Annotated in this window: 25 protein-coding genes; 22 read left to right on the top strand and 3 right to left on the bottom strand. The window is 42.8% G+C overall.

Translation table 11 applies throughout. The annotated features are described in order from the left end of the window. Positions 1 to 120: 120 nt before the first annotated feature. The 3 genes from Q8P28_06275 to Q8P28_06285 all read right to left on the bottom strand — a co-directional run bounded on the left by Q8P28_06275 (position 121) and on the right by Q8P28_06285 (position 2,082). Positions 121 to 1,305: a DUF262 domain-containing protein gene (locus Q8P28_06275; GenBank protein MDP2682396.1), complete on the bottom strand. Its 1,185-nt coding sequence runs from the start codon at positions 1,303 to 1,305 to the stop codon at positions 121 to 123. A 177-nt stretch (positions 1,306 to 1,482) separates the two neighbouring features. After that, positions 1,483 to 1,848 carry a DUF5615 family PIN-like protein gene (locus Q8P28_06280; GenBank protein ID MDP2682397.1) on the bottom strand — a complete coding sequence of 122 codons (366 nt, stop codon included), beginning with the start codon at positions 1,846 to 1,848 and terminating at the stop codon, positions 1,483 to 1,485. 6 nt (positions 1,849 to 1,854) lie between these two features. Then, complete coding sequence (locus Q8P28_06285; GenBank protein MDP2682398.1) at positions 1,855 to 2,082, bottom strand: DUF433 domain-containing protein; 228 nt, start codon at positions 2,080 to 2,082, stop codon at positions 1,855 to 1,857. Positions 2,083 to 2,429: 347 nt separating this feature from the next. On the opposite strand from Q8P28_06285, the gene trpE reads away from it, so the two are divergent. The 22 genes from trpE to Q8P28_06395 all read left to right on the top strand — a co-directional run. Further along, complete coding sequence (trpE, locus tag Q8P28_06290; GenBank protein MDP2682399.1) at positions 2,430 to 3,923, top strand: anthranilate synthase component I; 1,494 nt, start codon at positions 2,430 to 2,432, stop codon at positions 3,921 to 3,923. A gap of 1 nt (position 3,924) precedes the next feature. After that, complete coding sequence (locus Q8P28_06295; GenBank protein ID MDP2682400.1) at positions 3,925 to 4,545, top strand: aminodeoxychorismate/anthranilate synthase component II; 621 nt, start codon at positions 3,925 to 3,927, stop codon at positions 4,543 to 4,545. Between the two features lie 63 nt (positions 4,546 to 4,608). Further along, positions 4,609 to 4,800, top strand: coding sequence for a hypothetical protein (locus Q8P28_06300; GenBank protein MDP2682401.1), 192 nt, complete (start codon positions 4,609 to 4,611; stop codon positions 4,798 to 4,800). Then, entirely contained in the window at positions 4,787 to 5,059 is a 273-nt protein-coding gene (locus tag Q8P28_06305; protein MDP2682402.1) for a type II toxin-antitoxin system RelE/ParE family toxin, read from the top strand. Before Q8P28_06300 ends, Q8P28_06305 begins: the two co-directional genes overlap by 14 nt. 399 nt (positions 5,060 to 5,458) lie before the next feature. Further along, the gene (locus tag Q8P28_06310; GenBank protein MDP2682403.1) at positions 5,459 to 5,770 is read left to right on the top strand and encodes a nucleotidyltransferase family protein; all 312 of its coding nucleotides are present in this window, start codon (positions 5,459 to 5,461) and stop codon (positions 5,768 to 5,770) included. Beyond that, positions 5,757 to 6,104, top strand: a complete 348-nt coding sequence (locus tag Q8P28_06315) for a DUF86 domain-containing protein (GenBank protein MDP2682404.1) — start codon at positions 5,757 to 5,759, stop codon at positions 6,102 to 6,104. Before Q8P28_06310 ends, Q8P28_06315 begins: the two co-directional genes overlap by 14 nt. After that, positions 6,101 to 7,111: an anthranilate phosphoribosyltransferase gene (trpD, locus tag Q8P28_06320; GenBank protein MDP2682405.1), complete on the top strand. Its 1,011-nt coding sequence runs from the start codon at positions 6,101 to 6,103 to the stop codon at positions 7,109 to 7,111. Before Q8P28_06315 ends, trpD begins: the two co-directional genes overlap by 4 nt. After that, entirely contained in the window at positions 7,108 to 7,896 is a 789-nt protein-coding gene (gene trpC, locus Q8P28_06325; GenBank protein MDP2682406.1) for an indole-3-glycerol phosphate synthase TrpC, read from the top strand. Before trpD ends, trpC begins: the two co-directional genes overlap by 4 nt. Continuing rightward, complete coding sequence (locus Q8P28_06330; GenBank protein MDP2682407.1) at positions 7,889 to 8,533, top strand: phosphoribosylanthranilate isomerase; 645 nt, start codon at positions 7,889 to 7,891, stop codon at positions 8,531 to 8,533. The genes trpC and Q8P28_06330 overlap by 8 nt, the downstream gene beginning before the upstream one ends. After that, positions 8,530 to 9,750 (top strand): tryptophan synthase subunit beta, encoded by a 1,221-nt coding sequence (gene trpB / locus Q8P28_06335; protein MDP2682408.1) that lies wholly within the window; start codon positions 8,530 to 8,532, stop codon positions 9,748 to 9,750. The genes Q8P28_06330 and trpB overlap by 4 nt, the downstream gene beginning before the upstream one ends. Positions 9,751 to 9,815: 65 nt before the next feature. Beyond that, complete coding sequence (locus Q8P28_06340) at positions 9,816 to 10,586, top strand: formylglycine-generating enzyme family protein (GenBank protein ID MDP2682409.1); 771 nt, start codon at positions 9,816 to 9,818, stop codon at positions 10,584 to 10,586. Between the two features lie 170 nt (positions 10,587 to 10,756). Continuing rightward, entirely contained in the window at positions 10,757 to 11,593 is an 837-nt protein-coding gene (gene trpA, locus Q8P28_06345) for a tryptophan synthase subunit alpha (GenBank protein ID MDP2682410.1), read from the top strand. Then, positions 11,590 to 13,344, top strand: a complete 1,755-nt coding sequence (locus Q8P28_06350) for a GAF domain-containing protein (GenBank protein ID MDP2682411.1) — start codon at positions 11,590 to 11,592, stop codon at positions 13,342 to 13,344. Before trpA ends, Q8P28_06350 begins: the two co-directional genes overlap by 4 nt. Continuing rightward, positions 13,341 to 13,988 carry a Crp/Fnr family transcriptional regulator gene (locus Q8P28_06355; GenBank protein ID MDP2682412.1) on the top strand — a complete coding sequence of 216 codons (648 nt, stop codon included), beginning with the start codon at positions 13,341 to 13,343 and terminating at the stop codon, positions 13,986 to 13,988. Before Q8P28_06350 ends, Q8P28_06355 begins: the two co-directional genes overlap by 4 nt. Positions 13,989 to 14,100: 112 nt before the next feature. Beyond that, positions 14,101 to 14,865: a 3',5'-cyclic-nucleotide phosphodiesterase gene (locus Q8P28_06360; GenBank protein ID MDP2682413.1), complete on the top strand. Its 765-nt coding sequence runs from the start codon at positions 14,101 to 14,103 to the stop codon at positions 14,863 to 14,865. A 131-nt stretch (positions 14,866 to 14,996) separates the two neighbouring features. Further along, positions 14,997 to 15,866, top strand: coding sequence for an acetyl-CoA carboxylase, carboxyltransferase subunit beta (accD, locus tag Q8P28_06365; protein MDP2682414.1), 870 nt, complete (start codon positions 14,997 to 14,999; stop codon positions 15,864 to 15,866). Positions 15,867 to 15,902: 36 nt separating this feature from the next. After that, positions 15,903 to 17,300, top strand: coding sequence for a folylpolyglutamate synthase/dihydrofolate synthase family protein (locus tag Q8P28_06370; protein ID MDP2682415.1), 1,398 nt, complete (start codon positions 15,903 to 15,905; stop codon positions 17,298 to 17,300). 88 nt (positions 17,301 to 17,388) lie between these two features. Then, on the top strand, positions 17,389 to 19,524 hold the full coding sequence (gene lptD, locus Q8P28_06375) for an LPS assembly protein LptD (protein ID MDP2682416.1): 2,136 nt from the start codon (positions 17,389 to 17,391) through the stop codon (positions 19,522 to 19,524). 15 nt (positions 19,525 to 19,539) lie between these two features. Next, positions 19,540 to 21,027, top strand: a complete 1,488-nt coding sequence (gene tilS / locus Q8P28_06380) for a tRNA lysidine(34) synthetase TilS (protein MDP2682417.1) — start codon at positions 19,540 to 19,542, stop codon at positions 21,025 to 21,027. A 53-nt stretch (positions 21,028 to 21,080) separates the two neighbouring features. Beyond that, positions 21,081 to 22,808, top strand: coding sequence for a single-stranded-DNA-specific exonuclease RecJ (recJ, locus tag Q8P28_06385; GenBank protein MDP2682418.1), 1,728 nt, complete (start codon positions 21,081 to 21,083; stop codon positions 22,806 to 22,808). A gap of 21 nt (positions 22,809 to 22,829) precedes the next feature. After that, positions 22,830 to 25,214 (top strand): N-6 DNA methylase, encoded by a 2,385-nt coding sequence (locus Q8P28_06390; protein ID MDP2682419.1) that lies wholly within the window; start codon positions 22,830 to 22,832, stop codon positions 25,212 to 25,214. 75 nt (positions 25,215 to 25,289) lie between these two features. Further along, a partial coding sequence (locus Q8P28_06395) for a transposase (GenBank protein MDP2682420.1) occupies positions 25,290 to 25,480 on the top strand: 191 nt, incomplete at its 3' end.

The raw sequence follows: 25,480 nt of genomic DNA on the forward strand, positions 1-25,480 counted from the left end.
CAAGTCTTACTGCTTCTTCCTTAAACTGCTTATCGTATTTCCTGTTCACTTTCCTTTCTTGCATTTCACACCTCCTTAGGTTATATGATTCTACTATAACCTAACCCTTTGGTGTGTCCACTATTTCGGGGGAGGTGCATAATACTGTTGTAAACTCTTTTTGGCTTTTTGATTTTTAATATTCCCTCCCTTATGGATGTAATAAGCGATTGGAATGAGTGCATTGTCTGATAAGTTAGGATGATTGATATATCCAATTTCAGGAAGAAGTTTGCATAGCTTTATTAAGCTATTTTTGATGTCGATCCAGTTTTTCTTAATTATGTTGATGTTCTTTAATGTAAATGATTCTAACTTGTATTTTACGGGAAGGTCAGACAAAACTAAACAAGCTCGCATAACAAAGTCCTGTGCGATATTTACTTTATCTTCTCTCATTGATTCAACCAATTCTTTTATTTCATCGCGTCCTTCATTCCATTGTGCTACTAAGTAAGAAAACAAAAGGTCAGATTTTTTTAGTGGCATGCCACCGCTATTAACCCTTGTGAACATTTTTACTACCGTGTCTGGATTTTGATTGTCAATGTCAAAATAATAAAGTCGGTTATCATTCAGCATTTCATAAAGTGTTTTGAGAGTTGCCACAATCTTTTCTCTGCGGTTCTCAAACTTTGCGATTAAAGTTTTTTTGTTTGACTTAACTGCCAATGGTTGTAAAGTTTCATTTACAAGAGTTGTAGCTCGGTCTGCATTCTTCCAAGTTAAAATCTTACCAACTTCAAACCACAATTTTCTGTCGTTTAAGAAAGTAGAATCTTCGTCACCAAGAAATTCAAAAAGCTCTTCTTCTTCAAGTATCCTTGTTTCTGTCGCTAAAAGGTTAATGTAAAGTTTTGATGTAACGAAATTTGAATCAACATTCTGAAGTCCTTTTCCACTTTTTTTATACTTGTAAGTGCCAGCCAATCCAAAGAATAAACTACTTAATCTTTGTTGTCCGTCAACTACTGCAAATACATCTGTTTCTAATAGATTCTTTGATACAGGTTCATTTTTAATTGGCTTGCTTTTGTTTTCAGAATATTCCCGAATAAATTTGTAGAGAGGATAGTTTCGACATGCCTCTGGTTTTAGCTTCCAAAAAATGAAATTCCCTATTGGGTAGTTACGAAACAAGGAGTCAAATAAATTTACAATGCGGTCATAGTCCCACACAAAATTTCTTTGGATTGGTGGTAAAAATATTTTCCCACCTTCAACGTCGGTAATTGCTTGCTTGATGCTTATTGATTTAAATTTCATTTCTGTTGTGGTTTGTCAATTTGATTTCTTGTCTGTCAGTTGATGTTGGCACTGTCGCCGTAGCATGACGACTAACTTGTTCATAGACGCAATTGTTTCGTATATACCCCTAACTTCGGGGTTGTAGACGAACCTGTTTCGTCAATCCCGATTCTGTCCGTTACGGCCATATTTATATTATTCATCATCTTTGCCGCGAATACGAATTCTATTTTCTTCTATAATCCACAAGCACTGCATCAGAGGTTCACGACTAATAAAAGGGATAATACCGCGAAAAACTTTAACAACGTGATGTTTTGACTGGATTCTGACCCTCAAAACAATAATGCCTGAAAATTCTTCCGGGGGATATGCTCTGATATCGGAAAAATCTGTGTCAAGGGTAACCAGCACACGTTGTTCATTTTTGCATGTATTTATGAGAATAGTGTCCCGAACACCTTGCAACTGTTGGTCGTTTACGGTCTTAGCATCATGTCCAGCAGTAATAAGCAGTTCTGCAATTTCAATCGGTAGGTTTTCATCTATCTTAAACTGCATATTTTCCTATGCTGTCACAAATACAAGTCTTTCACGAGACAGTTCAGCAGCGTAGGATATAGCTGCTTTGATATCTTCAGGATTCAGTGATGGATAACTTTTCAATATCTCTTTCTCACCGACCCCCTCTGCCAGATTATCCAAAATAACTGATACCATAATGCGTGTTCCTTTAATACAGGCTTTTCCATGACATACGAAGGGGTCAATAGTTATTCTTTCTCTCCAGTTCATATTTTTACCTCCTCATAGAACATAGTGATATGTTCGCCTATCCTTTTTATACGTTTGCATTAGCCGGATTAAATCACACTTCTTGGGTATGGGCAAGAAGGAATTATATGTCTGCCAGTTTAACCTTTATCAACCTTGACACATTTTAATCCTGTGTGTTAAATTAGCCCCATTAGAGGATCTTCTTATTCCATATTGCAATCAAGATGGCACTTATAACCCATCCCCACCCTACCCCTCCCCTTGAAAGGGAGGGAAATAATTCCCCCTCTCCATCAGGGAGAGGGCCAGGGTGAGGGTGGGTCAAATTAGTGTTACCTTGAATGCAAATTAGAATTAGCAATATTATGAAAACTCATAAGTATTCCCCTTCATTGGAAAGTTTTATAGACAAGGCCAAAACGGGCAATCTTATCCCTATATTCAGGGAGATTATGGCTGATATGGATACGCCTGTTTCTGCTTTTAGAAAAATTGACAATGGCGGTCCTGCATTTCTGTTTGAGAGCGTTGAAGGTGGTGAAAAGTGGGGAAGATACAGCCTGCTTGGTGTGGAGCCAAAGGTTATTTTCAAGAGCAAGGGTGATAATATAGAGATTATTTCAGGTTCTGAAAAGGATACAAGAAAGGGCGACCCTATAACCATTTTAAAGGAAATGCTTTCCGGATACAGGCCTGTGCCCGCTGGAGATTTACCAAGATTCTATGGCGGGGCTGTAGGCTATATCGGATATGATATGGTCAGATTTTTTGAGAATCTTCCTGATACTGGATTGTCTGACATAGGCATATATGACGGTTTTTTTGTTATTACCGATACTGTCCTTGTTTTTGATAATCTTGAGCATAAGATAAAGGTTGTGGCCAACGCCTTTATTGGAGACAGGGATAACCCCGCTGATATTTATGAAAAGGCAGTTAAGAAGATAGATGCGCTGGTAGAGAGGCTGAAAACATCTTCGCCAGAGGCTCAGAGGCCCAGAGAGTCAAAGAGTCAAAGAGCCAAAGAAATAATTTCTAACTTTACAAAAGAGGAGTTTATTAACGGTGTGCTTAAGGTGAAGGAATATATTCAGGCAGGGGATGCTATTCAGGTTGTCTTATCTCAGAGGTTTGAGACAGGGCTTGATGTGGAGCCGTTTGACATCTACAGGGCGCTCAGGATTATAAATCCGTCGCCTTATATGTTTTACTTAAGGTTGGACGGTATTGAACTGGTCGGTTCTTCGCCTGAGATACTCGTGAGGGTTGAGGAAGGCGGGATTGATGTCCGGCCTATTGCAGGCACCAGGCCGCGCGGCAAAGATAAGGCAACTGATAAAAAGCTGGAAGAGGAGCTTTTAAAAGACCCGAAGGAACTGGCAGAACATATAATGCTTGTGGATTTGGGAAGGAATGATGTGGGAAGGGTTGCCGAAACAGGGAGCGTTTCTGTAAATGAGCTTATGGTTGTTGAAAGATATTCCCATGTCATGCATATAGTATCAAATGTCCATGGACAGTTGAGACAGGATAAGGACAGCTTTGACGCCCTGCGCGCATGCTTTCCGGCAGGCACTTTAACAGGCGCCTCAAAGGTCAGGGCGATGGAGATTATTGAGGAGATAGAGCCTTGCAAGCGAGGCGCTTACGGCGGATCAGTGGGCTATTTCGGTTTTTCAGGCAATATGGATATGGCCATTACAATAAGGACTTTGGTTATAAAGAATGGTAAGATTTACATTCAGGCGGGCGCAGGCATTGTTGCCGATTCGGACCCTGAAAAGGAATATCAGGAGACCATAAACAAGGCAAAGGCAATGTTAAGGGCTGTGGAGATGGCAAGAGAGGGATTGGAATAATATGCTTCTAATGATTGACAATTACGATTCCTTTACCTACAACCTTGTCCAGTATTTTGGCGAACTGGGCGAGGATGTGAGGGTCTTTCGTAATGACAAGATTACGGTAAAGGAGATAGAAGGGATTAAGCCGGACAGGATTGTAATATCGCCTGGGCCATGCGATCCTGAGAAGGCAGGAGTCTCTGTTGAGGTTATCAAGAAATTTTCGGGAAAGATTCCTATGCTTGGCGTGTGTCTTGGACATCAGTCAATCGGCTATGCCTTTGGCGCAAAGATTGTACGGGCAGATAGACTTATGCACGGAAAGACATCTTCCATATATCACGACGGCAAAACCATATTTAAAAATATAGAAAATCCCTTTGAGGCAACACGGTATCATTCTCTTTTGATAAATAAAGACACCCTTCCTGATTGTCTTGAGATAAGCGCATGGACAAAGGAAGGGGAGATAATGGGCGTAAGGTATAAAAACAGGGGTCAGGGATCAGGGGTCGGGGGTCAGGAAAGATTTATTTTAGAAGGCGTCCAGTTTCATCCGGAGTCAATACTCACAAAGGCTGGAAAAGATATATTGAGGAATTTTCTGGAGTTGGCAAAGGGGCAGAAAAAGTTGTAACCTTATTCTTCCTCTCCCCTTGAGGGAGAGGGCAGGGTGAGGGGAAAGAAAAAGGAGGTAAAAATGAAAAGGCTGCATGAGCAATACATAATTGACAAGTCTGGCAGGAAAACTGCTGTTCTTCTCCCTGTTGGAGAATATGAAGAATTGATAGAAGACCTGCATGACCTTGCAGTGATTGCAGAGCGAAAAGATGAGCCGACAACGAGTTTTGATGAGCTGAAAAAAAGGTTGAAGGCTGATGGCATCATTTAAAATTGAATGGAAAGGTTCGTCGGAACGAGATATCCGCAATATTGATAGACAACATATTCATCGGATACTTAATGCTGTGGAAGCTCTTTCTGAAAATCCCTTCCCTATTCAGTTCAAAAAACTGCAAGGCTCTGAATCAAGTTATCGTATTCGTATTGGAGATTACAGAGTAATTTATCAGGTTGACACTCAAAATAGGATTATCACTATCTACCATGTTCGCCATAGGAAAGATGCTTATAAAGGCTGGAAAGAGTAAAATGAAATATATTTTTACAATCATTAACCATGCCTGTCATTGCGATGGACAAAGTCCCGAAGCAATCTCAGAGAAGGTTCCGCAATCGCTGCTCTGGCAGACAATGATTGCTGTTTGTGTCAGTTTTTTTGCAATGATATAGTGATTATGAGGGACACTTCCCGATTTAAGAGGATTATGAGGGACACTTCCCGATTTAAGGGAGAAACAGCCTGAAAATAATAGGGTCAGCGACCATTAAGTGATTGGAAACTGACGAGCAAGCAGGGGGGTAAGTGGAGCGAATCCAACAATACAAGTGCGGAATGACAAACAGGGGTTTTATGCACGATTATGAAGATATCTGAGTGAGAATGAAAGGTTAGAAAGTAAGGTGCTTCTTCTAATAAGGAGTATAAGATGAATCAGAAAATTGCTATTAGTATACCACGGGCAAAAATTGCTGAATTTTGTAAGAGGTATCGTATCCGTAAATTGTCGCTTTTTGGCTCTGTTCTGCGGAGTGATTTTAGACCTGATAGTGACATAGATGTTCTCATAGAGTTTGAACAAGGACATAGCACAGGTTTCTTTGGACTTGCTCATATGGAAAGAGAACTTTCTGAAATCTTTGGCGGAAAAAAAGTGGACATACGTACCCCTCAGGAATTGAGCAGATACTTCAAAAACGATGTGATCTCGCAAGCGGTGGTTCAATATGCAGAAGGATGATGCTATCAGGTTGCAACATATGCTTGATGCAGGCAGAGAGGCATTGTTATTTATTGCCGATAAATCAAGAGGCGGCCTTGATAACAACCGGATGCTTGTGCTTTCTCTTATAAAGGACATTGAGATTATTGGTGAAGCAGCCAATAAGGTTTCTTTAGATGTCAAAAATAAATACATAAATATCCCATGGTTGGATATTATTGGTATGCGTCATCATCTTATACACGGCTACTTTGATATTGACCTGAATATTGTATGGGATACAGTAACCAAAGATATTCCACCACTAATAATTGAGATTGAGAGGATACTTAAAGAAAAGGACAAGCCATGATTAAAGAAGCCATATCTAAAATAGTTAAAAATCAGGATTTGACCGAAGTTGAGATGATTGAGGTAATGAATGAGATTATGACTGGCGTGGCAAGCCCCGGCCAGATAGGCGCATTTATAACTGCATTGAGGATAAAGGGCGAGACAGTGGCTGAGATAACAGGCGCGGCGCGGGTTATGAGGGAGAAGGTTACCAAGATAGAAGTCAAAGGCAAAAAGGTGGTTGATACATGCGGAACAGGCGGGGATGAGACAATGACATTCAACATATCAACTGCCGCCGCATTTGTTGCGGCAGGCGCAGGGCTTACTGTGGCAAAACATGGCAACAGGTCGGTTTCTTCAAGGAGTGGAAGCGCGGATGTACTGAAGGCTTTGGGTGTAAATATTGAGGCAGATGCCGCAAAGGTTGAAGGGTGTCTTAAAGAAATCGGCATAGGCTTCTTATTTGCACCCCTTCTACATGGAGCAATGAAATATGCCGCCCCTGTTAGACGAGAGATAGGCATAAGGACAATATTCAATATCCTCGGCCCACTTACAAATCCAGCAGGCGCAAGATGTCAGGTGATCGGGGTTTATGACGATAGTCTTACGGATATTCTTGGAAAGGTTCTGGTAAATCTCGGCAGTGAACATGCCTTTGTTGTGAGAGGTGAAGACGGGCTTGATGAGATAACGCTTACAGATGAGACCAAGATTACAGAACTTAAGAATGGAGCTTTGCGGACATATCACATCAAGCCGGAGGATTTTGGATTTAAGAGGTGCGGGCTGGAAGATTTAAAGGGCGGGGACCCTGAACAAAATGCAGAGATGATACGCGCGGTATTAAAAGGCAAAAGGGGGGCGCAGTACGATGTGGTTTTGCTGAATGCTGCCGCTGCCATTTGCGCAGGCGGCATGGCCAATTCTATTGAAGAGGGGATATCTTGCGCAAGAGGCTCAATAGACAGCGGCAGTGCGTTGGACAAACTAAATAAGCTTGTGGAGATGACCAACAAATGATACTGGATGAGATTATAGGCAACAAAAAAAACGAATTGGACAGGCTGAAGGCTGATTTTCCTGTAAGGGGGCTTGTTCAGGGGCTGAAGATGCGCATTAAACAGCTTCCCCCGGCAATGGATTTTGTTAAGGCTGTAAAAGGCGGCGGCATAAAGATAATTGCGGAGGTGAAGAAGGCGTCCCCGTCAAAAGGGATTATCAGGAAGAATTTTGACCCTGTTGAGATAGCCCGGATATACGAGGCAAACGGCGCATCGGCAATATCAGTTCTCACAGAGGAAAAATATTTTCAGGGGCATATGGATTATTTAAGAGAGATAAAGGATAGGGTTTCTATCCCTGTTCTCCGGAAAGATTTTATATTTGACGAATATCAGGTTTATGAATCAAGGGCAGCAGGCGCGGATGCAATATTGCTTATAGCGGGCATTCTAAAAAAGGATAAAATAGACGAATTCCTTAAGTTAAGCCACAGCCTTGGAATGAGTTGCCTTGTAGAGGCACATAATGAAGATGAGTTGGAAAAGGTCTTATCAACAAAGGCAAGACTTATAGGCATCAACAACAGAGATTTAAAGACATTTAAGACAGATATTAAGACCACCCTTAATCTTATTGCAAAGATTCCGAAAGACAGGGTTGTTGTGAGTGAAAGCGGGATAAACAGCTACAACGATGTAGATATGCTGAAAAGAAAAGGCATTCATATCTTTCTTGTTGGCGAGCCGCTTATGAGAGAAAATGATATTGGAAAGAAATTGAGGGAGTTGAGGGGAATTGATTAAGGTAAAAATTTGCGGCATAACAAACCTTGAAGATGCGCTTGCGTCCTGTGAATATGGCGCAGATGCCATTGGGTTTATATTTCATAGAAAAAGCCCGAGGTTTGTTGAGACGGAGATAGCAAGGGAAATCGTTAAAGCCATACCGCCGTTTGTAACTACGGTAGGTGTGTTTGTTGATGAAGATGCAAACACAATAAATGAAATTGTCAAAGAGGTTGGCCTTCATGCGGTTCAGCTTCACGGCAATGAATCTCCTGAGTTTTGTGAAAACATTCAGAGCAAGATTATAAAGACATTCAGGATAAAAGGGGCGCGGGTTATTGGCATAGGGAGAGGAGAACAAGGGGTCAATAAAGAAATGGAACGATATAATGTTTCTGCATATCTATTGGATACATACAAAGAAGGTGTTGAGGGAGGTACTGGTGTTACCTTTAATTGGGGAGTTGCGAGAGATGCCACAAAGGTGGGAAAAATAATACTGGCCGGCGGTCTTACCACGGAAAATGTGAGGCAGGCTATAAATATAGTTATGCCTTATGCTGTGGATGTAAGCAGCGGAGTGGAAGAGATACCCGGAAAAAAGGATTTGAAAAAGGTAATGGATTTTATAGAAGCAGCAAAGGGGATAATATGAAAGTGCAAAGCGCAAAGCGCAAAGCGCAAAATTTGCCTGATAAAAACGGCCATTTCGGCATCTACGGCGGCAGATATATTTCTGAGACGCTGATGCCAGTGGTATTGGAGCTTGAAAAGTCATATCTTAAGTTTAGGAATGACAAAGATTTTAAGGCAGAACTGGCTTATTACCTAAAAGAGTATGTCGGCCGGCCCACCCCCCTTTATCTTGCAGAAAGGCTTACAAAGAAACTTGGCGGCGCAAAAATATATCTAAAAAGGGAAGACCTCTGCCATACAGGCGCTCATAAGATAAACAATACAATGGGCCAGATACTGCTCGCAAAGAGGATGGGGAAGAAACGAATTATTGCTGAGACAGGCGCAGGACAGCATGGTGTTGCAACAGCAACAGTGGCGGCTATGTTCGGCCTTGAGTGCGAGATATACATGGGCACAGAGGATATTGAGAGGCAGAAGCCGAATGTATTCAGGATGAAGCTACTTGGCGCAAAGGTCAATCCTGTCATTTCCGGCAGTAAGACACTGAAAGACGCCATGAATGAGGCGATCCGGGACTGGACAACCAATGTGTGGAACACCTTTTATATCATAGGAAGCGTGGCAGGTCCGCATCCGTATCCGATGATGGTGAGGGATTTTCAATCAGTCATAGGAGGAGAGGCAAGGGCGCAGATTAAGAAAATAACAGGAAGGCTTCCTGATTATCTTATTGCCTGCGTGGGTGGCGGCAGCAATGCCATGGGGCTTTTTTATCCCTTTATAGAAGACGAGAATGTAAAAATGGTTGGAGTGGAGGCAGCAGGGTTTGGTTTAAAAACCGGCAAACACGCGGCATCTATCTGCGCCGGAAGGGTCGGTGTTCTGCACGGCAGCAAGACCTATCTTTTGCATGACAGAGACGGCCAGATAATTCACACCCATTCTGTTTCAGCAGGCCTTGATTATCCGGGCGTCGGGCCCGAGCACAGCTTTCTGCATGATTCAGGCAGGGTTGAGTATGTCGCAATAACAGACAAAAATGCCCTGAATGCCTTTAAGGCGCTGTCATTGTCAGAAGGCATAATTCCTGCGCTTGAGAGTTCTCATGCAGTTGCATACGCAATGAAACTTGCGCCAAAACTTGGCAAAGACAAAGTAATTATTGCCAATCTGTCAGGGAGAGGGGATAAGGATTTGAATACTGCCGCAAAAGAGATGGGGATAGAGATATGACAAGCTGGGTTTCAAACCCAGTATCGTCAAAGGCAATAGAAATCTAAACAAAGGAGGATAAGAAAATGAAAAGGTATTTGATTAGCGTAACAGTTTTGGTTTTTGTATTATCTTTTGCTGGTTTTTCAAGGGCAGTAGAGCCGGCAAAAAATTTCAAAGACCCCTTAACCGGCATGGATTTTATCTTTGTCAAAGGCGGATGTTTTCAGATGGGAGACACATTTGGAGATGGGGAGAGTGATGAAAAACCAGTTCATGAAGTATGTGTGGACGACCTTTACATAGGCAAATATGAAGTTACACAGGCAGAATGGCAAAAGATAATGGGAAACAACCCGTCTTATTTCAAAGGCTGTGACAACTGCCCTGTAGAGAATGTAAGTTGGAATGACATTCAGGAATATATCAATAAACTCAATCAAAAGACGGGAAAGAAATACAGACTACCCACAGAAGCAAAATGGGAATATGCAGCAAGAAGCGGCGGTAAAAATGAAGAATATGCAGGGGGTAATAACATTGACAGTGTGGGGTGGTATGACGGTAATTCTGGCAGTAAAACCCATCCTGTAGGACAGAAGCAGCCCAATGGACTTGGGATATATGACATGAGCGGTAATGTATGGGAACGGGTGAATGACTGGTATGATGGGAACTATTATAAGAACGGCCCGAAGAATAATCCAAGAGGACCTGATAGTGGACAATACCGCGTGCTTCGCGGCGGTTCGTGGGATAGCGAACCGCAGCACTTGCGGGCACCTCACCGGGACTGGGACGAGCCGGCGCTACGGAACAGCGGCGGCGGGTTTCGTCTCTCTGTTTCCGCCCAGTAGTTATTTTCTGAGTTCTGATTTTCTATTTTCTGGGTTTTTTTAAATTCCCCCTTGAAAAAGGGGGACAAAGGGGGTTGTGATGGGGTGCAGGGGTTTCGCCCCTGCACGCGACATTTTTTGTAACTCAAACCTTCAGGTTTGAGATTTATATAAAGGGCGAAAGGAATAATATGAAGGGTCAATGGTCAAGGGTCAAGGGTCAAAAGTCGGAAAACAGAATAGAAGAAACTTTTGCAAGGCTTAAGGCAAGGGGTGAAAAGGCGCTTATAACATTTATTACAGCGGGAGACCCGAATCTTGAAAAAAGCAAAGAGATTATTTTTGAGCTTGAGAAATCTGGCGCTGATATTATTGAACTGGGCATACCTTTTTCAGACCCTATGGCAGATGGGCCAACCATCCAGGCTGCATCAGAAAGGGCGTTAAAAAGCGGCGCAACATTGCGGCATGTCCTGGATATGGTGAAAGATATAAGAACAAAGAGTTGTATCCCGATTATCCTCTTCGGTTATTACAACCCGATATTTGTTTACGGCGCAGAAAGGTTTGCCAGGGATGCTAAAGAGGCAGGGGTTGATGGAGTCCTTGTTGTTGACCTCCCTCCGGAAGAGGCTCTTGAATTAAAAATCCATACGGATAAAAACGGGCTTGACCTTATATTTCTTTTGACCCCTACAAGTGATGATAATCGGATGAGGCTTGTGGCAAGCCATGCAAGCGGGTTTATTTATTATGTCTCTGTTGCAGGGATTACAGGCGCAAGGAAGGAGTTATCAGATACAATCCGGGAATATGTAAAAAAGGTTAAGAGGTTTACACCCTTGCCAGTTGGCGTCGGATTTGGTATATCTACCCCAAAGCAGGCAGGAGAGGTGTCAAAATGGGCGGATGCGGTTATTGTGGGCAGCGCCATTGTCAATGTGATTGAGAAGAACCAGGATTCGCCTGATTTGGCAAAAAGGGTGGGGAGATTTGTGGCCCGGATTAAAAAAGGGATGGAAGTATGACACAGGAGAATAAAGAGATTTTCAAAAAAGTGGAAGACAATGAGGCGAGGGCAAAGGCCATTGAGGCAGAGTCGCAGCTTATTGGGAAAAGGCTTGTTGAGAAAGAATTTGAAAATGCCGAATTAAACAAAAAGATAAGGCTTATACAAACAGAGCTTGCCATATACCATGAGATTGACAGCATTACAAGCGAGGCTGTAGATATAAAGGCAATGTTAGACCGTATTATGGATATGGTGATAACGACCATTGATGCTGATGCCGGGACGCTTTACATGCTTGCCCCCGATAGATTCAATCGGGGGCTTGAAGATAACGGCGAGCTTGTATTCGAGGTTGTAAAGGGCCCTGCTGCAGACAGATTGAAAGGGGAAAGGATTAAGGTATGCGAGGGCATAGCCGGATGGATTGTAAGAACCGGTTTGCCTTATGTATCCCATGAGGTAGTAAACGATCCCCTCTGGAGCAGGGAGTTCGGCAAGAAGACAGGATATGCGCCGCAGGATATATTAGCCGTGCCTTTGAAGACAGAAAAAGGTGTTATAGGCGTAATAGAAGTGCTGAATAAAAAAGAGGGGGAGCCGTTTGAGAAGAGGGATTTGACTATCCTTACCGCTCTCGCCCTCCGTATATCCACTATACTGGAAAAGGCAAGGCTCTTTACTACACTTGACAGGTCTGTAAAGCAATTTGCCACACTCGCGGATGTTGATGCGCTTCTCAACTCCACCCTTGACCAGAAGGTCATAAGGAAAAGGGCTATGGAGGCTATAACCCTGCTTATGGATGCGGAGGTCGGCTCGCTTCTTCTTGTGGATGATGAGAAAAGGGAGTTGTATTTTGAGGTGGCGCTTGGCGAAAAGGGGGATAAGGTAAAGGAGATAAGGTTAAAGATGGGTGAAGGTATTGCAGGCTGGGTTGCCGAGTGCGGCGAACCTTTGCTTATTAATGATGTAAAAAAAGACCCGCGGTTTTATAAGTCAGCGGATAAGAAGACGGATTTTGTAACGAGAAATATGATATGCGTACCGGTAAAGGTTAAAGATAAAATCATCGGCGTCCTGCAGGCCATAAACAGAAAAGAATACGTATTTACAGAGGGAGACCTGAAACTCTTTCAGCTCTTCTCAAACCAGGTTGCAATAGCCCTTGACAATGCGCGGCTTTATGAGGAGATAAGGGAAACCTTTTTTGCGACAGCCGGGGCCCTGGCAGAGGCCATAGAAAAAAGGGACCCCTATACCGGCGGCCATACAAAAAGGGTTGTCCACTACAGTCTTGCAGCGGCAAAATATCTAAGCCTCCCGCCAAATGAAATAGAGCGTCTGAAGTTTTCCGCCATACTGCATGATATAGGAAAGATAGGTATTGAGGATAAGGTGCTGCGAAAGCCGGGGAAGTTAGATGACGCGGAAATAAAGATTATGAATATGCATCCGGCCCTGGGCGCTGATATAATGGGGCATATAAAAAAGCTTAAGGATTTGATACCAGGGATGATGTATCACCATGAAAGGCCTGATGGAAATGGTTATCCGGAGGGTTTAAAAGGCGGGGATATCCCGATAATTGCCCGGATAATCTCAGTTGCCGATACTTATGACGCTATGACAACCGACAGGCCTTACAGAAAGGGGCTTTCCAATCAGACTGCAATTGATGAGATAAAAAGATACGCAGGCTCTCAATTTGACAAAGATGTTGCCATGGCATTTGTCAAGGCATTTGAGGAAGGTGAGATAGGGAGATGACCGGCGACGAATTGATGCTCCAGAAATTTGGCAGAGATTTTCCCAAGGGCGCTGTCCTTTTCAGGGAAGGCGAACTTAATAAGGAGATGTATATTGTTCGCAGCGGCATGGTCAGGATAACAAAAAAGATAAGAGACATGGAGAAGGTTCTTGCCGTGCTGGGTCCAGGAGATTTTTTTGGAGAGATGGCAACACTTCTTGATAAGCCGCGTTCTGCAACGGCAGAGGTTGTGGAAGACAGCATCCTTATTGTTATGGACCCCCAAACCTTTAAGACCATGATATTAGGCAATGTTGACATCGCATTAAAGATAATAAAAAAACTTGCCGGCCGTCTGCTTGAGGCGGATGAAAAGATAGAAAATCTCATGCTCAAGGATAATATGAGCAGGGTCGTCCATATACTTATGCGCATGGCTGAAACCAGCGGCATAAAAGATGAAAATTGTGTAAGGGTAGGAATAACACCAGGCGAGCTTGCGCATGAGACAGGTATTGATGCCCATGTAGTAAAGGGATTGATGGAAAGATTGTCTCAGGCAAATATCGTTGCGCTTGAAGAAAAGGCTATAAATATTAAAGGCATTCATAAACTCAAGTTCCTTGATTTCCTGGAGATAGAGAAGGGAACGGGGAAGATATAATTGCAAATTGAAGATTGAAGATTGAAAAATGCAAAGTTAAAAAACTTCAAATTTACAATTTGCGCTTTTCAATCTTCATTTTGCAATGGAGCGAAGCGAGTAGGGGGGTATTGTGAGGATTAGGGTTCTTGGCTGTTACGGCGCTGAAATGCCGGGTTATAAGACCACTGGTTTTCTCATCAATGATGACACGCTTCTTGACGCCGGCACAGTGGTTTCGGTCCTTGGTATTGAGGAGCAGCTTAAAATAAACAATATCATCATAAGCCATACCCACCTTGATCATATAAAGGATATACAATTCCTGGCAGATAATGTAGCAGGGAAGAAAAATGGGCACATAAATTTGGTCAGCACCCACGGCGTCCTGGATATACTCAGGGCAAATGTGCTGAATAATATAATCTGGCCTGATTTTACGACTATCCCGTCTTTAGACGGACCGATACTTAAGTTTTTTCCTGTTAAGGGAAGGGAAGAGCATTCCATCGGGGATATTACGGTGTTGCCCATAAGGGTTAACCATACTGTTGAGGCGAGTGGTTATATTATAAGGGATAAAAGCTGCGCTTTTCTTTATACGGGGGATACCGGGCATACGGATTGGATATGGAATGCTGCTATGAAGGAGGATAACCTTAAAGCTATATTTGCAGAGACGTCATTCCCAAACAGTATGGCAGAACTGGCAGATATAAGCGGTCATCTGACAGCGGCGGGTCTTGGTGAGGAATTAAAAAAGCTTGGCAATAAAAAAGTCCCCGTGTATGTTTTCCACATGAAGCCGCAGTATCTGGATATAATTGAGCAGGAGATTGGGTTTTTAAATAACAAGAGGATTAAGGTTCTGAAACAGGGTGATGTGATAGAGATATAAAATTAACCCACCCTCACCTTAATCCTCTCCCTGAGGGAGAGGAAAGATTCCCTCCCCTTCAAGGGGAGGGTTAGGGTGGGGATGGGGTATAAAACATTTTCGGAGTAAAGCTGTCAACGGAGGTTTGTTTAATGATTCTTAAAAAAGAAATAGATTCTTCAGTGCGGCCGGAAGGGAAAAGGGTGAGGGTTCCCCGCGGCCTCTGGGTGAAGTGCGAGTTTTGCGGAGAGATAATATACAAAAAAGAAATAGAAGTGAATCTGGATGTCTGCCAGAAATGCAACTACCATTTCAGGATAGGCAGCCAAAAAAGGCTGGCAATGATCTTTGACGAGGGAAGCTTTGTTGAGTTTGATGCAGGGCTTGAATCGGTTGATGCGCTGGATTTTAAAGATGTGAAGAGGTATAAAGAAAGGCTTAAGGCCAGTCAGAAGACATTGCCTCATAATGATGCGCTGGTTTGCGGGGAAGGGCGCATAAACGGCCAAAGAATCATGGCTGCGATATTTGAATTTGAGTTTATGGGCGGAAGCATGGGCTCTGTTGTTGGCGAAAAGATCGCAAGGCTTGTTGAAAGGGCAGTGGATAATTACTGCGGCATTATCATATTTTCTTCTTCAGGCGGGGCAAGGATGCAGGAGGGCATATTCTCGCTTATGCAGATGGCCAAAACCTGCGCAACGCTGGGAAGACTAAGGAAGGCAGGGATTCCATATATATCTGTTCTTTTGGATCCTACAATGGGGGGTGTTACCGCTAGTTTTGCCATGCTTGGAGATATTATTATTGCAGAACCAAAGGCGCTCATAGGATTTGCGGGTCCGAGGGTTATTGAACAGACCATAAGACAAAAATTGCCTGAAGGCTTCCAGAGGGCAGAGTATCTGCTTGAGCACGGTGTAATAGATATGATAGTGGAACGAAAAAATATGAAATATACACTTGGAAAACTTCTTGCCATGCTTGCCCCGCAAAAGGACTCAGAGGTTAGAAATCAGTAGCAAGGTGGGCATTGCCCACCCTGCTTTATTTAAGGCATGCCAACCAAACCTTCCTATAATGATACCCTTAAATATCTTTACAGTCTTGAAAAATACGGTATAAGATTAGGGCTTGAAAGGATAAAGGCCCTCTTAGAATCTCTGGATAACCCGCAGGATAAATTGAATATAATCCATGTGGCTGGGACAAACGGCAAGGGCTCCACTGCTGCCGTTACAGCGTCTATCCTGTTTAAGGCAGGATATAAAGTGGGACTTTATACATCGCCGCATCTCGTCAGATTTAATGAGAGGATACGGATAAATGGTAAAGAAATACCGAATAAAAAGATAGCGGAGTTGGTGGAGAGGGTAAGAGACAGGGGGCAGGGGTCAGAGGCCAGGGGTCAGAACTACACCTTCTTTGAGTTCACTACAGCTATGGCATTCCTATATTTTGCGGAAGAAAAGGTTGATTTTGCTGTAATGGAGGTAGGTTTGGGCGGGAGATTAGATGCCACAAATGTAGGAAGGCCTCTTGTTTCCATAATAACAAATATTGCAAAAGACCATGAGGCGATGCTCGGGAACAGGATAGAAGATATAGCGTTTGAAAAGGGTGGAATAATAAAGAGAGGCGGTATTTTAATATCTGCTGAAACAAAGTCTGCGGCGCTGAATATCCTGAAGGCTGAGTGCAAAAGGAAGATGGCAAAATTTTATAGGCTTAAGAGGGATTTTTTTATAGATGACAGCAATAAAGAAGTCAGAAGCTTGTCCCCGAATGTTTCTATCGGGGATCAGAAGTTAGAAGCCGGAAACTTCACATTCAAGGGCAGGAGATGGATTTACTACGGCCTAAAGATGAATCTTTTAGGCAGACATCAATATTTGAATGCGGCATGCGCTCTTGCGGCATTGGAGATTTTGGAAGAAAAAGGTTTTCGCATTTCAGAATCTGCCGTAAGAAAGGGGCTGCATGGAGTTTTTTGGCCGGGGAGGCTTGAGTGCATATCTAAAAAACCCTTGATTGTTCTGGACTGCGCCCATAATCCGGCAGGCGCGGCTGTTTTAAGAGATGCTTTGGAAAACCGGTTTAATTATAAAAGGCTCTTTCTTGTGTTGGGTATAATGGCTGATAAGGATATTAAAGGGATATTATCAAAGCTTGCGCCTATTGCTGATATGGTGATACTCACGCGCCCACGGCTTGAAAGGGCCGCATCATTAGATTTGCTTTACAAACATGTTCCTGCATGCCTGCCCCTGCAAGCAGTAAGCAGGGGTATCAAGCGGGGAAAGGCCGGCCAGTATGCAGATAGGGTAAGGCGGATTGAGGGTGTTAAGGATGCCTGTTTGTACGCTATGGCCAAAGCTACCATTGATGACATGATATGTGTAACCGGTTCTGTCTTTACAGCAGGAGAGGCGAAGAAGGCCTTAAGACAATTGTAAAATGAAAATTGAACATTATAAATATAAGTCACCAGTCACCAGTCACCAGTCACCAGTCTTAACTCTTGTGTCTTGTGTCTTGTGGCTGGTGTCTGTAGTCTTGTGTCTGTCTCCGTCTATTGTCTTTGCAGATACTGGTTTGAAAGGAGAAGATCCAATGGAGATAACAGCCGATTCTCTAACCTATGACAAATCCAGCGACACATACTATGCTGAAGGGAATGTGATAGCGGTTCAGGGAAACTCATCTATCAGGGCTGATAAAATGACTGTTGATATGGATGCATCTCACGCTACGGCTATTGGAAATGTGGAGGCTCATTTTGAACAGGGGAACACATTAAAGGGAGACAGCCTTGAACTTGACATAGATACAAAGGTTGGCGTTGTTATTAACGGCAGGCTGTTTTTTAAAAAGGGGAATGTCCATGTTACAGGGGAGGAGATAAGAAAGACAGGCGATGAAAGTTATTCAGCCCATAAAGGGTTTTTTACAACATGCGACTGCGAGCCTGGACAGTCCCCTGCGTGGGGTTTTTACTCGTCTGACGCAGATGTAACATTTGGCGAATATCTTACCGCATGGAACAGTCTTTTTTATGTTAAGGCGGCGCCTGTATTTTATTTTCCTTATCTTGTATTTCCTGTGAAAAGAGAGCGTCAGACCGGTTTTTTAAGCCCGGAGGTTGGATACTCAAAACTCCGGGGTTTTAAGTTTGACAATAGTTTTTTCTGGGCAATATCCGATTCTACGGATGCCACTTTTTATTTTGATATAGAAAACAGCAGGGGTATCGGTGAAGGCATAGAATACAGATATGCGCTGACAAAAACTACGGAAGGTCAATTTTATTTTTACCATTTCAAAGAAAATGATATGGATAGGGTAAGGGAATTCAGAAAAGGGAGCAATAACCTATCCAGACCCAAGACCGCCGATGATAACAGATGGTTTCTGGAATACAAACACAGAGGGTTGTTGCCTTATGGCGTTAGTTTGAATGTGGATGTAAAAAAGGTAAGCGATGATGAGTATTTTATAGACTTTGGAAAGGATACTAATAAAAGGTCTTTGGAAAGCCTTGAGAGCAATATATCCCTTACAAAGACATGGAGCAAATTTAATCTTGTGACCCAGTTCAGATATTTTGATAATCTCCTTATCGCAGATAACAGTACAACCCTTCAGAGACTGCCTGAGATTGCCCTGACAGGCATAGACCAGCAGATAATGGATACCCCTTTTCATTTTGGATGGGAATCCTCATTTGTTAATTTTGATAGAAAAGAAGGCGCAACAGGCCAGCGCATTGATATGCACCCGACTGTATCACTGCCGTTAAATCCAGGAGGATATTTTGAATTTAAGCCGTCAGCCGGAGTAAGAGAGACATTCTACCAGGTGGCTGACCCTGCCAAGGATAAGAGATATTATGACAGAAGCATCTATGACCTTGGCACTGATGTTACAACGACGTTTGTAAATATATTTCCCATTGATGAGGGTGAAGGTGATGGATTAAAAAAGTTAAAGCACACAATCAGGCCGAAGATTATATACACATATATACCCGACGATGTTCAGGACGACCTTCCTATTTTTGACGGCGTTGACAGGATTGGAAAGAGAAATGATTTTACATATTCATTAAACACCATACTGACCGGCAAATTTTTGGAGGGCGGCAATTATAGCTATCGCGACTATATATATATGGATTTAAGCCAGATATATAATATAAATGAGACAACAAGGAAACTTACCTCTCTTACTGATAAGAGACGGCCTTTTTCCGATGTTACAGGAGAGATCAGACTACAACCTCTATCATGGACACTTATAACAGCAAAGGGCAAATACGATGCGTATGAAGGCTGGATGAACGAGTACGACGCATCTTTAGGATTATGGGATAAAAGAGGGGATAGATTAGATACGAGCTATAGATATACAAGAATAGACCCGATTACGCATACACCTATGGAATATCTTGAGTTGTCTCTGATAATTAAACCTGTGGAGTCCATTGACCTTACCTATCACAACAGGTATTCCTATAATGATAAGGAGACTATTGAAGCTGCTTATGGTCTTGCATACCGCCAGCAGTGCTGGGGCGCCCAGATTACCTATACAGAGAGGCTGGAGGAGAAGATGGTCATGCTCACATTTAATTTGCTTGGCATCGGGCAGGTTGGCGGTTTGAGTGAAAGAGTGCAGTGATCCCGAACTAAACCCATGCTGGACAAGATAAAAAAAACAATAAAAGAATTAAGTATGCTTGTCAGTGGAGACCGTATTGTCGTCGCTGTCTCCGGCGGCATAGATTCAGTTGTCCTGCTTCATGCGCTTATAGAGCTTGCAGCAGAATATAGGCTTTTTATCATCGTTGCCCACCTTAATCACTGTTTAAGAGGCAGGGAATCAGACAGGGACGAGGTATTTGTAAAGAGGCTTGCGGAAAAGTTAGGTGTAAAGTTTGTTTGTAAAAGGATGGATGTCCGCTTGCTTCTTAAAAAGGGTGATTCATTGCAGGATATTGCAAGAGAGGCAAGGTATTCATTCTTTGACAGGATTGCAAAAAGATATAAGGCAGACAGGATAGCTACAGGACATAATATGGACGACCAGGCTGAGACAGTGTTGATGAAATTTCTAAAAGGCGCAGGGCTTGGCGGTTTATGCGGTATTCCAAAGGTCAATGGAAAATATATAAGGCCGCTCATTGAGATAACCAGAAAAGAGATAGAGGAGTATGCTGAAGGCCGCAGGTTAAAGTTTGTAAAAGACAGCTCAAATAAAAGCGCTAAATATCTTCGCAACCGCATAAGGCTTAAACTTATACCCATTCTTGAGGAATATAATCCATCTCTTAAAAAAGATTTGGCCAGGCTTTCCCGTATCCTTGAGAGAGATGATGTGTATCTGAAAGACAAGGCAGGAGGCGCTTACAAAAGTATTGTGGTGAGGCGGGATAAAGACGTTGTTTCCCTATATTTAAAGAAGCTTAACAGATTACACGGCGCAATAAAGGCAAGGATTTTTTTTATGGCAGTAGAGGAACTTCTCGGCTCATCAAAAGGGTTTTATAGTTATCATGTTGAGGATTTTTTAAGGTTGTTATGCAGTGATGCCCCAAATCTCTCAATAAACCTTCCCAGCAAGTTAACGGTTTATAAAGAATACGATATTATTACAATAGAAAGAAGGCAGAAGGCGGAAAACAGAAGGCGGAAAACAGAGCAGCCAATCTTTTTTGAAAAAATATTAAAGATAAACGGCAAAACCAATGTTATTGCGGATAATGGGCGTAAGGTTGCAGAATTCAAAACAAAGATTCAACTTTATAATGGCGTCCTCCCCCTGTCCCCTCCAGAGGGGGATAGAAGAGGTGTCCCCCTTTGGAGGGGGATAAAGGGGGAGGACGCTCCTGCACCGAACATATCAATTGCCTATTTTGATTGCAATAAACTCAAATTTCCTATTTTGGTCAGAAACTTTAGACCAGGAGACAGTTTTGCGCCGTTTGGCATGAATGGTCATAAAAAGGTTAAAGACCTTTTTCAGGAAAAAAGAGTTGCAAGACGTAAAAGGGGTTTGATTCCCATTGTTGTTTCCGGGGGTGAGATAATCTGGGTTGCAGGCATAAGGCAGGCAGAGTGCGGGAAGATGGATTCAAATACAAAGAGGATATTAAAAATGGAGATTTATCCGCTTGCCTTCTAACCGGATTTAGTGATAATATGCCTGAAAATTTTGGAGAATGCGGTTACAAAAAAATGAAAAAACGTTGGATGGTCCGCTCTCCTGATGTTGAGCTTCAGGGCCTTTTTGGGAGAGAGCTAAAAATTTCTCCTTTGACAGCCCAGCTTTTAATAAACAGGGGCCTTGTCGAAATAGACAAGGCCTTTTCTTTTCTTTCCCCCTCCCTTAAGAACCTTCATGACCCGTTTGGCATGAAGGATATGGACAGGGCGACAGAGAGGATTATAAAGGCAATTAAAGGGAACGAAAAGATTGCTATCTATGGCGATTATGATGTTGACGGAACAACCGCCACAGCTCTTCTCTATCTTTTCTTCAGAGAGGTTGGTATTTGTGTCGACTATTTCATACCCGAAAGATTAAAAGAAGGCTACGGCCTTAACAATCAGGCTCTCCGGCATTTATTTGACTCAGGCGCAAGGCTTGTTATTACCACTGACTGCGGCATTACAAATTATGAAGAAGTATCTTTTGCCAATAGCATCGGACTGGATGTAATTATTACAGACCACCATGAACCATCTGATAGGCTCCCGCCTGCATACGCAATATTAAATCCAAAACAGCCTGAGTGCGCCTTTCCTTTTAAGGAGTTGGCCGGCGTCGGTGTTGCATTTAATCTTGTAATTGCCCTAAGAAGTAAGTTAAAGGAATGCGGTTACTTTGCAGACAACATTCCAAATCTTAAACATTACACCGATATTGTCGCGCTTGGAACTATTGCCGATATGGCGCCGCTCGTTGATGAAAACAGGATATTGGTGAAATACGGATTGGATGAACTTACCCTTGGCAAAAGGCCGGGGATACGGGCGCTGAAGGAGGTAAGCGGTTTAAACGGCATTGTAAAGGCAGGCTCTGTGGGGTTTCAGCTTGCCCCGCGCATAAATGCGGCAGGGAGATTGGATAATGCAGGTAAGGGGGTAAGGCTTCTCATTACAGATGATGATAAAGAGGCAATGGATATTGCCAGAGAATTAGACAGGGAAAATATTGACAGACAGAGATTGGAGAAGGGCATATTATCAGAGGCAGTAGAAATCATTGAGAAGGAAGAATTTGAGATTCATAAAAAAAAGGCTATTATTCTTGCAAAAGAAGGATGGCATCCCGGCGTCATCGGGATTGTAGCCTCAAGGCTCATAGACCGCTACCACAGGCCGACGATTATAATATCCTTGAAAGATGGCGTAGGCAGGGGTTCGGCGAGGGGGATAAAGAATTTTCATATCCTGGACGGATTAGATGCATGCAAAGATCTTTTGGAAAAATACGGCGGCCATAAAATGGCTGCCGGCCTTACAATCAGGATGGAGAATATAAAATTATTTGAATCAGCGTTTTATAATCTGGCTGAAAAAAACTTAACCCTTGAAGACCTTTTACCAGAGGTTTCGCTGGATTCGTATATTGCCCTGGACGAGCTGAATGAAAAGATGGTTCAGGAGATGGAAAGCCTTGCCCCCTTTGGCATGGCAAATCCTGAGCCGCTTCTCGGCGCCAGAGACGCCAGCATTGTCCAAAGCAAGGTGGTAGGCAATAATCATCTCAAGCTTAGGATAAAGCAGGGGTCAGGGGCCAGGGGGCAGGGGGCAACTGTATGGGACGGGATCGCATACAGAATGGGACAAAAACATCCGTTAAATGGAAATAACTTTGACATCGCCTTTATCCCGTATATTGATGAATGGAACGGGAACAGGAATTTGAGGCTTAAGGTAAAAGAGATAAACAGACCATAGAGAAAATATAGGAGACTATCTTTGGACAAAGAATTATTTAGAGAAAAACTCTTTTCCCTTATCGGTAAATTTGACAAGGACAAACATCATTACATTTCCAAAAACTATCTTGAGGCGCAGGTAAGGCAGGATTTTATCAATCCCATGTTTGAAGCCCTCGGCTGGGACATTGAGAATAAAAAAAGCCTTTCACCCTTTGACAGGGAGGTCATCCTTGAAAAAGGAGAGACCACAGGCAGGCCCGACTACAATTTCCGCATAGACGGCGCAACCAAATTCTTTATTGAGGCAAAGCCGCCCTCCGTTGCGCTTGATAACACAAATCACATCCTTCAGGCAAAGACCTATGCGTGGAGCACCAAAGAGGTATATTTTGTAATACTCACCGACTTTGAGGAATTCAAGCTCTTTGACGCATCACTCAAACCCAATCCCAAATATCCCAACGAAGGACTCATCTTTGATTTCAAATATGCAGACTATCTTAAAAACATAGACAAACTCTATCTTCTCTCAAAAGAAGAGGTTGAAAAAGGCTCTCTTGAAAGACTGCTGCCACGGGATGTTAAGAGCAAGAGACTCCGCATTCCTGTGGACAGGGCGTTTCTTGAAGACATGACAGAGTGGAGGGAAGAACTTGCAAAGGACATCCACAAGCGGAATTCTGAGCTTGATGTAAAAATCCTGAATGATGTTGTTCAGAAACTCCTTGATAGGATTATCTTCATCCGCATTGCAGAAGACAGGAAAATCAGAGACCCCCGCGAGCTTCAGGAGATTGTTGAGGTATGGAGGCACGAGGGCAAAAGAAAGCCTCTCTTAACGCATTTAAAAGACCTTTTCTCAGAAGTAAATTCAGACTTAAACGGCGATATCTTTAAACCCCATGCCTGCGAAACAATAGATATAGATTCCAATCTCCTTGCGGATATAATTGAAAACCTCTACTTTCCAAAATGCCGATACAGGTTTGATGTCATAGGCGTAGAACTTCTTGGCAGTATCTATGAGCGGTATCTCGGCAATACCATAAGGGTTACACCAAAACGGGTGGTGGTTGAGGAAAAGCCAGAGGTAAGAAAGGCAGGCGGTGTGTATTACACGCCGAAATATATTGTTGACTACATCGTCAAAAATACAGTCGGCAAACTCATAGAAGGCAAGACGCCGAAGCAGATTGGAAAAATCAAAATCCTTGACCCTGCATGCGGCTCAGGCTCGTTTCTTCTCGGCGCATATCAGTATCTTTTAGATTATCACCTTGAATATTACAGAAAGCATCCTAAAGAAGCGCAGACCATATCCTTTGATTTTTACCAAAAAGTAAGCCCTGAAGATTTGTCTCTGCCCCTGCGCACAAAGGCAAGGATTTTAAAGAACAATATATTCGGCGTTGACCTTGATGCGCAGGCAGTTGAAATCACCATGATGAGTTTATATCTCAAGGCTCTGGAAGGTGAAAGGAGTCTGCTGCCAAAGAAACAGGCTCTCCTGCCAAGCCTGACATATAACATAAAATGCGGAAACAGTTTGATAGGATATGATTTTTTTGATCAGGGCAAATTGTTTGGGTCCCCTTTTGGTGGGACAGGCATCTTGCCTGTCACCACAGGCTGGAAGCCTGTGCCACCAGAATCCACAAAGGTTGCACCTGCAATCTCAGAAGAAACAAAATCCCGCATCAACCCCTTTGACTGGAATTCCAAACAAGCGGGATTTGGTGAGATTATGGAGAATGGCGGATTTGATTGCGTGATAGGAAATCCTCCGTATGGCGCGGAACTTACGCCGCAAATAAAGGAATATTTCATTAAAAAATATGTTCACCAAAATTATCAGTTTGATAGTTATCTTCTTTTTATGGAAAAGACCATCGGTTTTTTGCGGGAGAACGGGTTTTGGGGAATGATTATTCCCAATACATGGCTTACAAATCTGCTTTTTAAAAACATTCGCAAATTTATGGTTGGACAGACCTCTATCAAAAACATCGTTCATTTTCTTGACAAAGTGTTTGCTCAAGCCACTGTCGATACTGAAATAGTTATAACGCAAAAAACTAATCCTAAAAACAACAAATGTAAAATTACTATTTTTGATAAAGGCGACGTGGTAAATGAAAATGACATTGCCCAGAAGAAATGGCAAAACAAGGCCGGTGATGTAATAAATGTCTTTATTGATGATAAAACAGAAAAAATTATCAATCAACTTGCAAAAGTCTCAAAACCTTTGGCAAGTTTCTGTAAAGTAACAGTAGGCATTAAACCATATCAAAAAGGTAAGGGCAAACCTCCGCAAACCGAAAGGGTTGTAAAAGAACGGATATACGATGCAACCAATAAGAAAAACGATACTTATAGAAGGTATCTACGAGGCAAGGATATAAATCGTTATACGATATGATCTTCCCCCGAAAAAGTGGACACAATGAAGAGTTGGTAGTAGCATAAAAGCCGTCTCTTAAAAAGGAGGTGTCCGATGGAAGGGGAAAAGGTCAGATTAAAGCGGTTTGACAAGGCGTTTAAGGTGCAAGCGGTTAAAATGGCGGCTGAAGAAGGCCAAAAAGCCTCAGAGGTAGCCCGCTCTTTGGGAATCCATGCCAATGTGTTTTACAACTGGAAAAGGAAGTATGCCCAGGATGGTGATAAAGCGTTTGTCGGTAAGGGCCA

Source organism: Deltaproteobacteria bacterium, assembly GCA_030690165.1.
Lineage (GTDB): Bacteria > Desulfobacterota > GWC2-55-46 > UBA9637 > UBA9637 > JACRNJ01.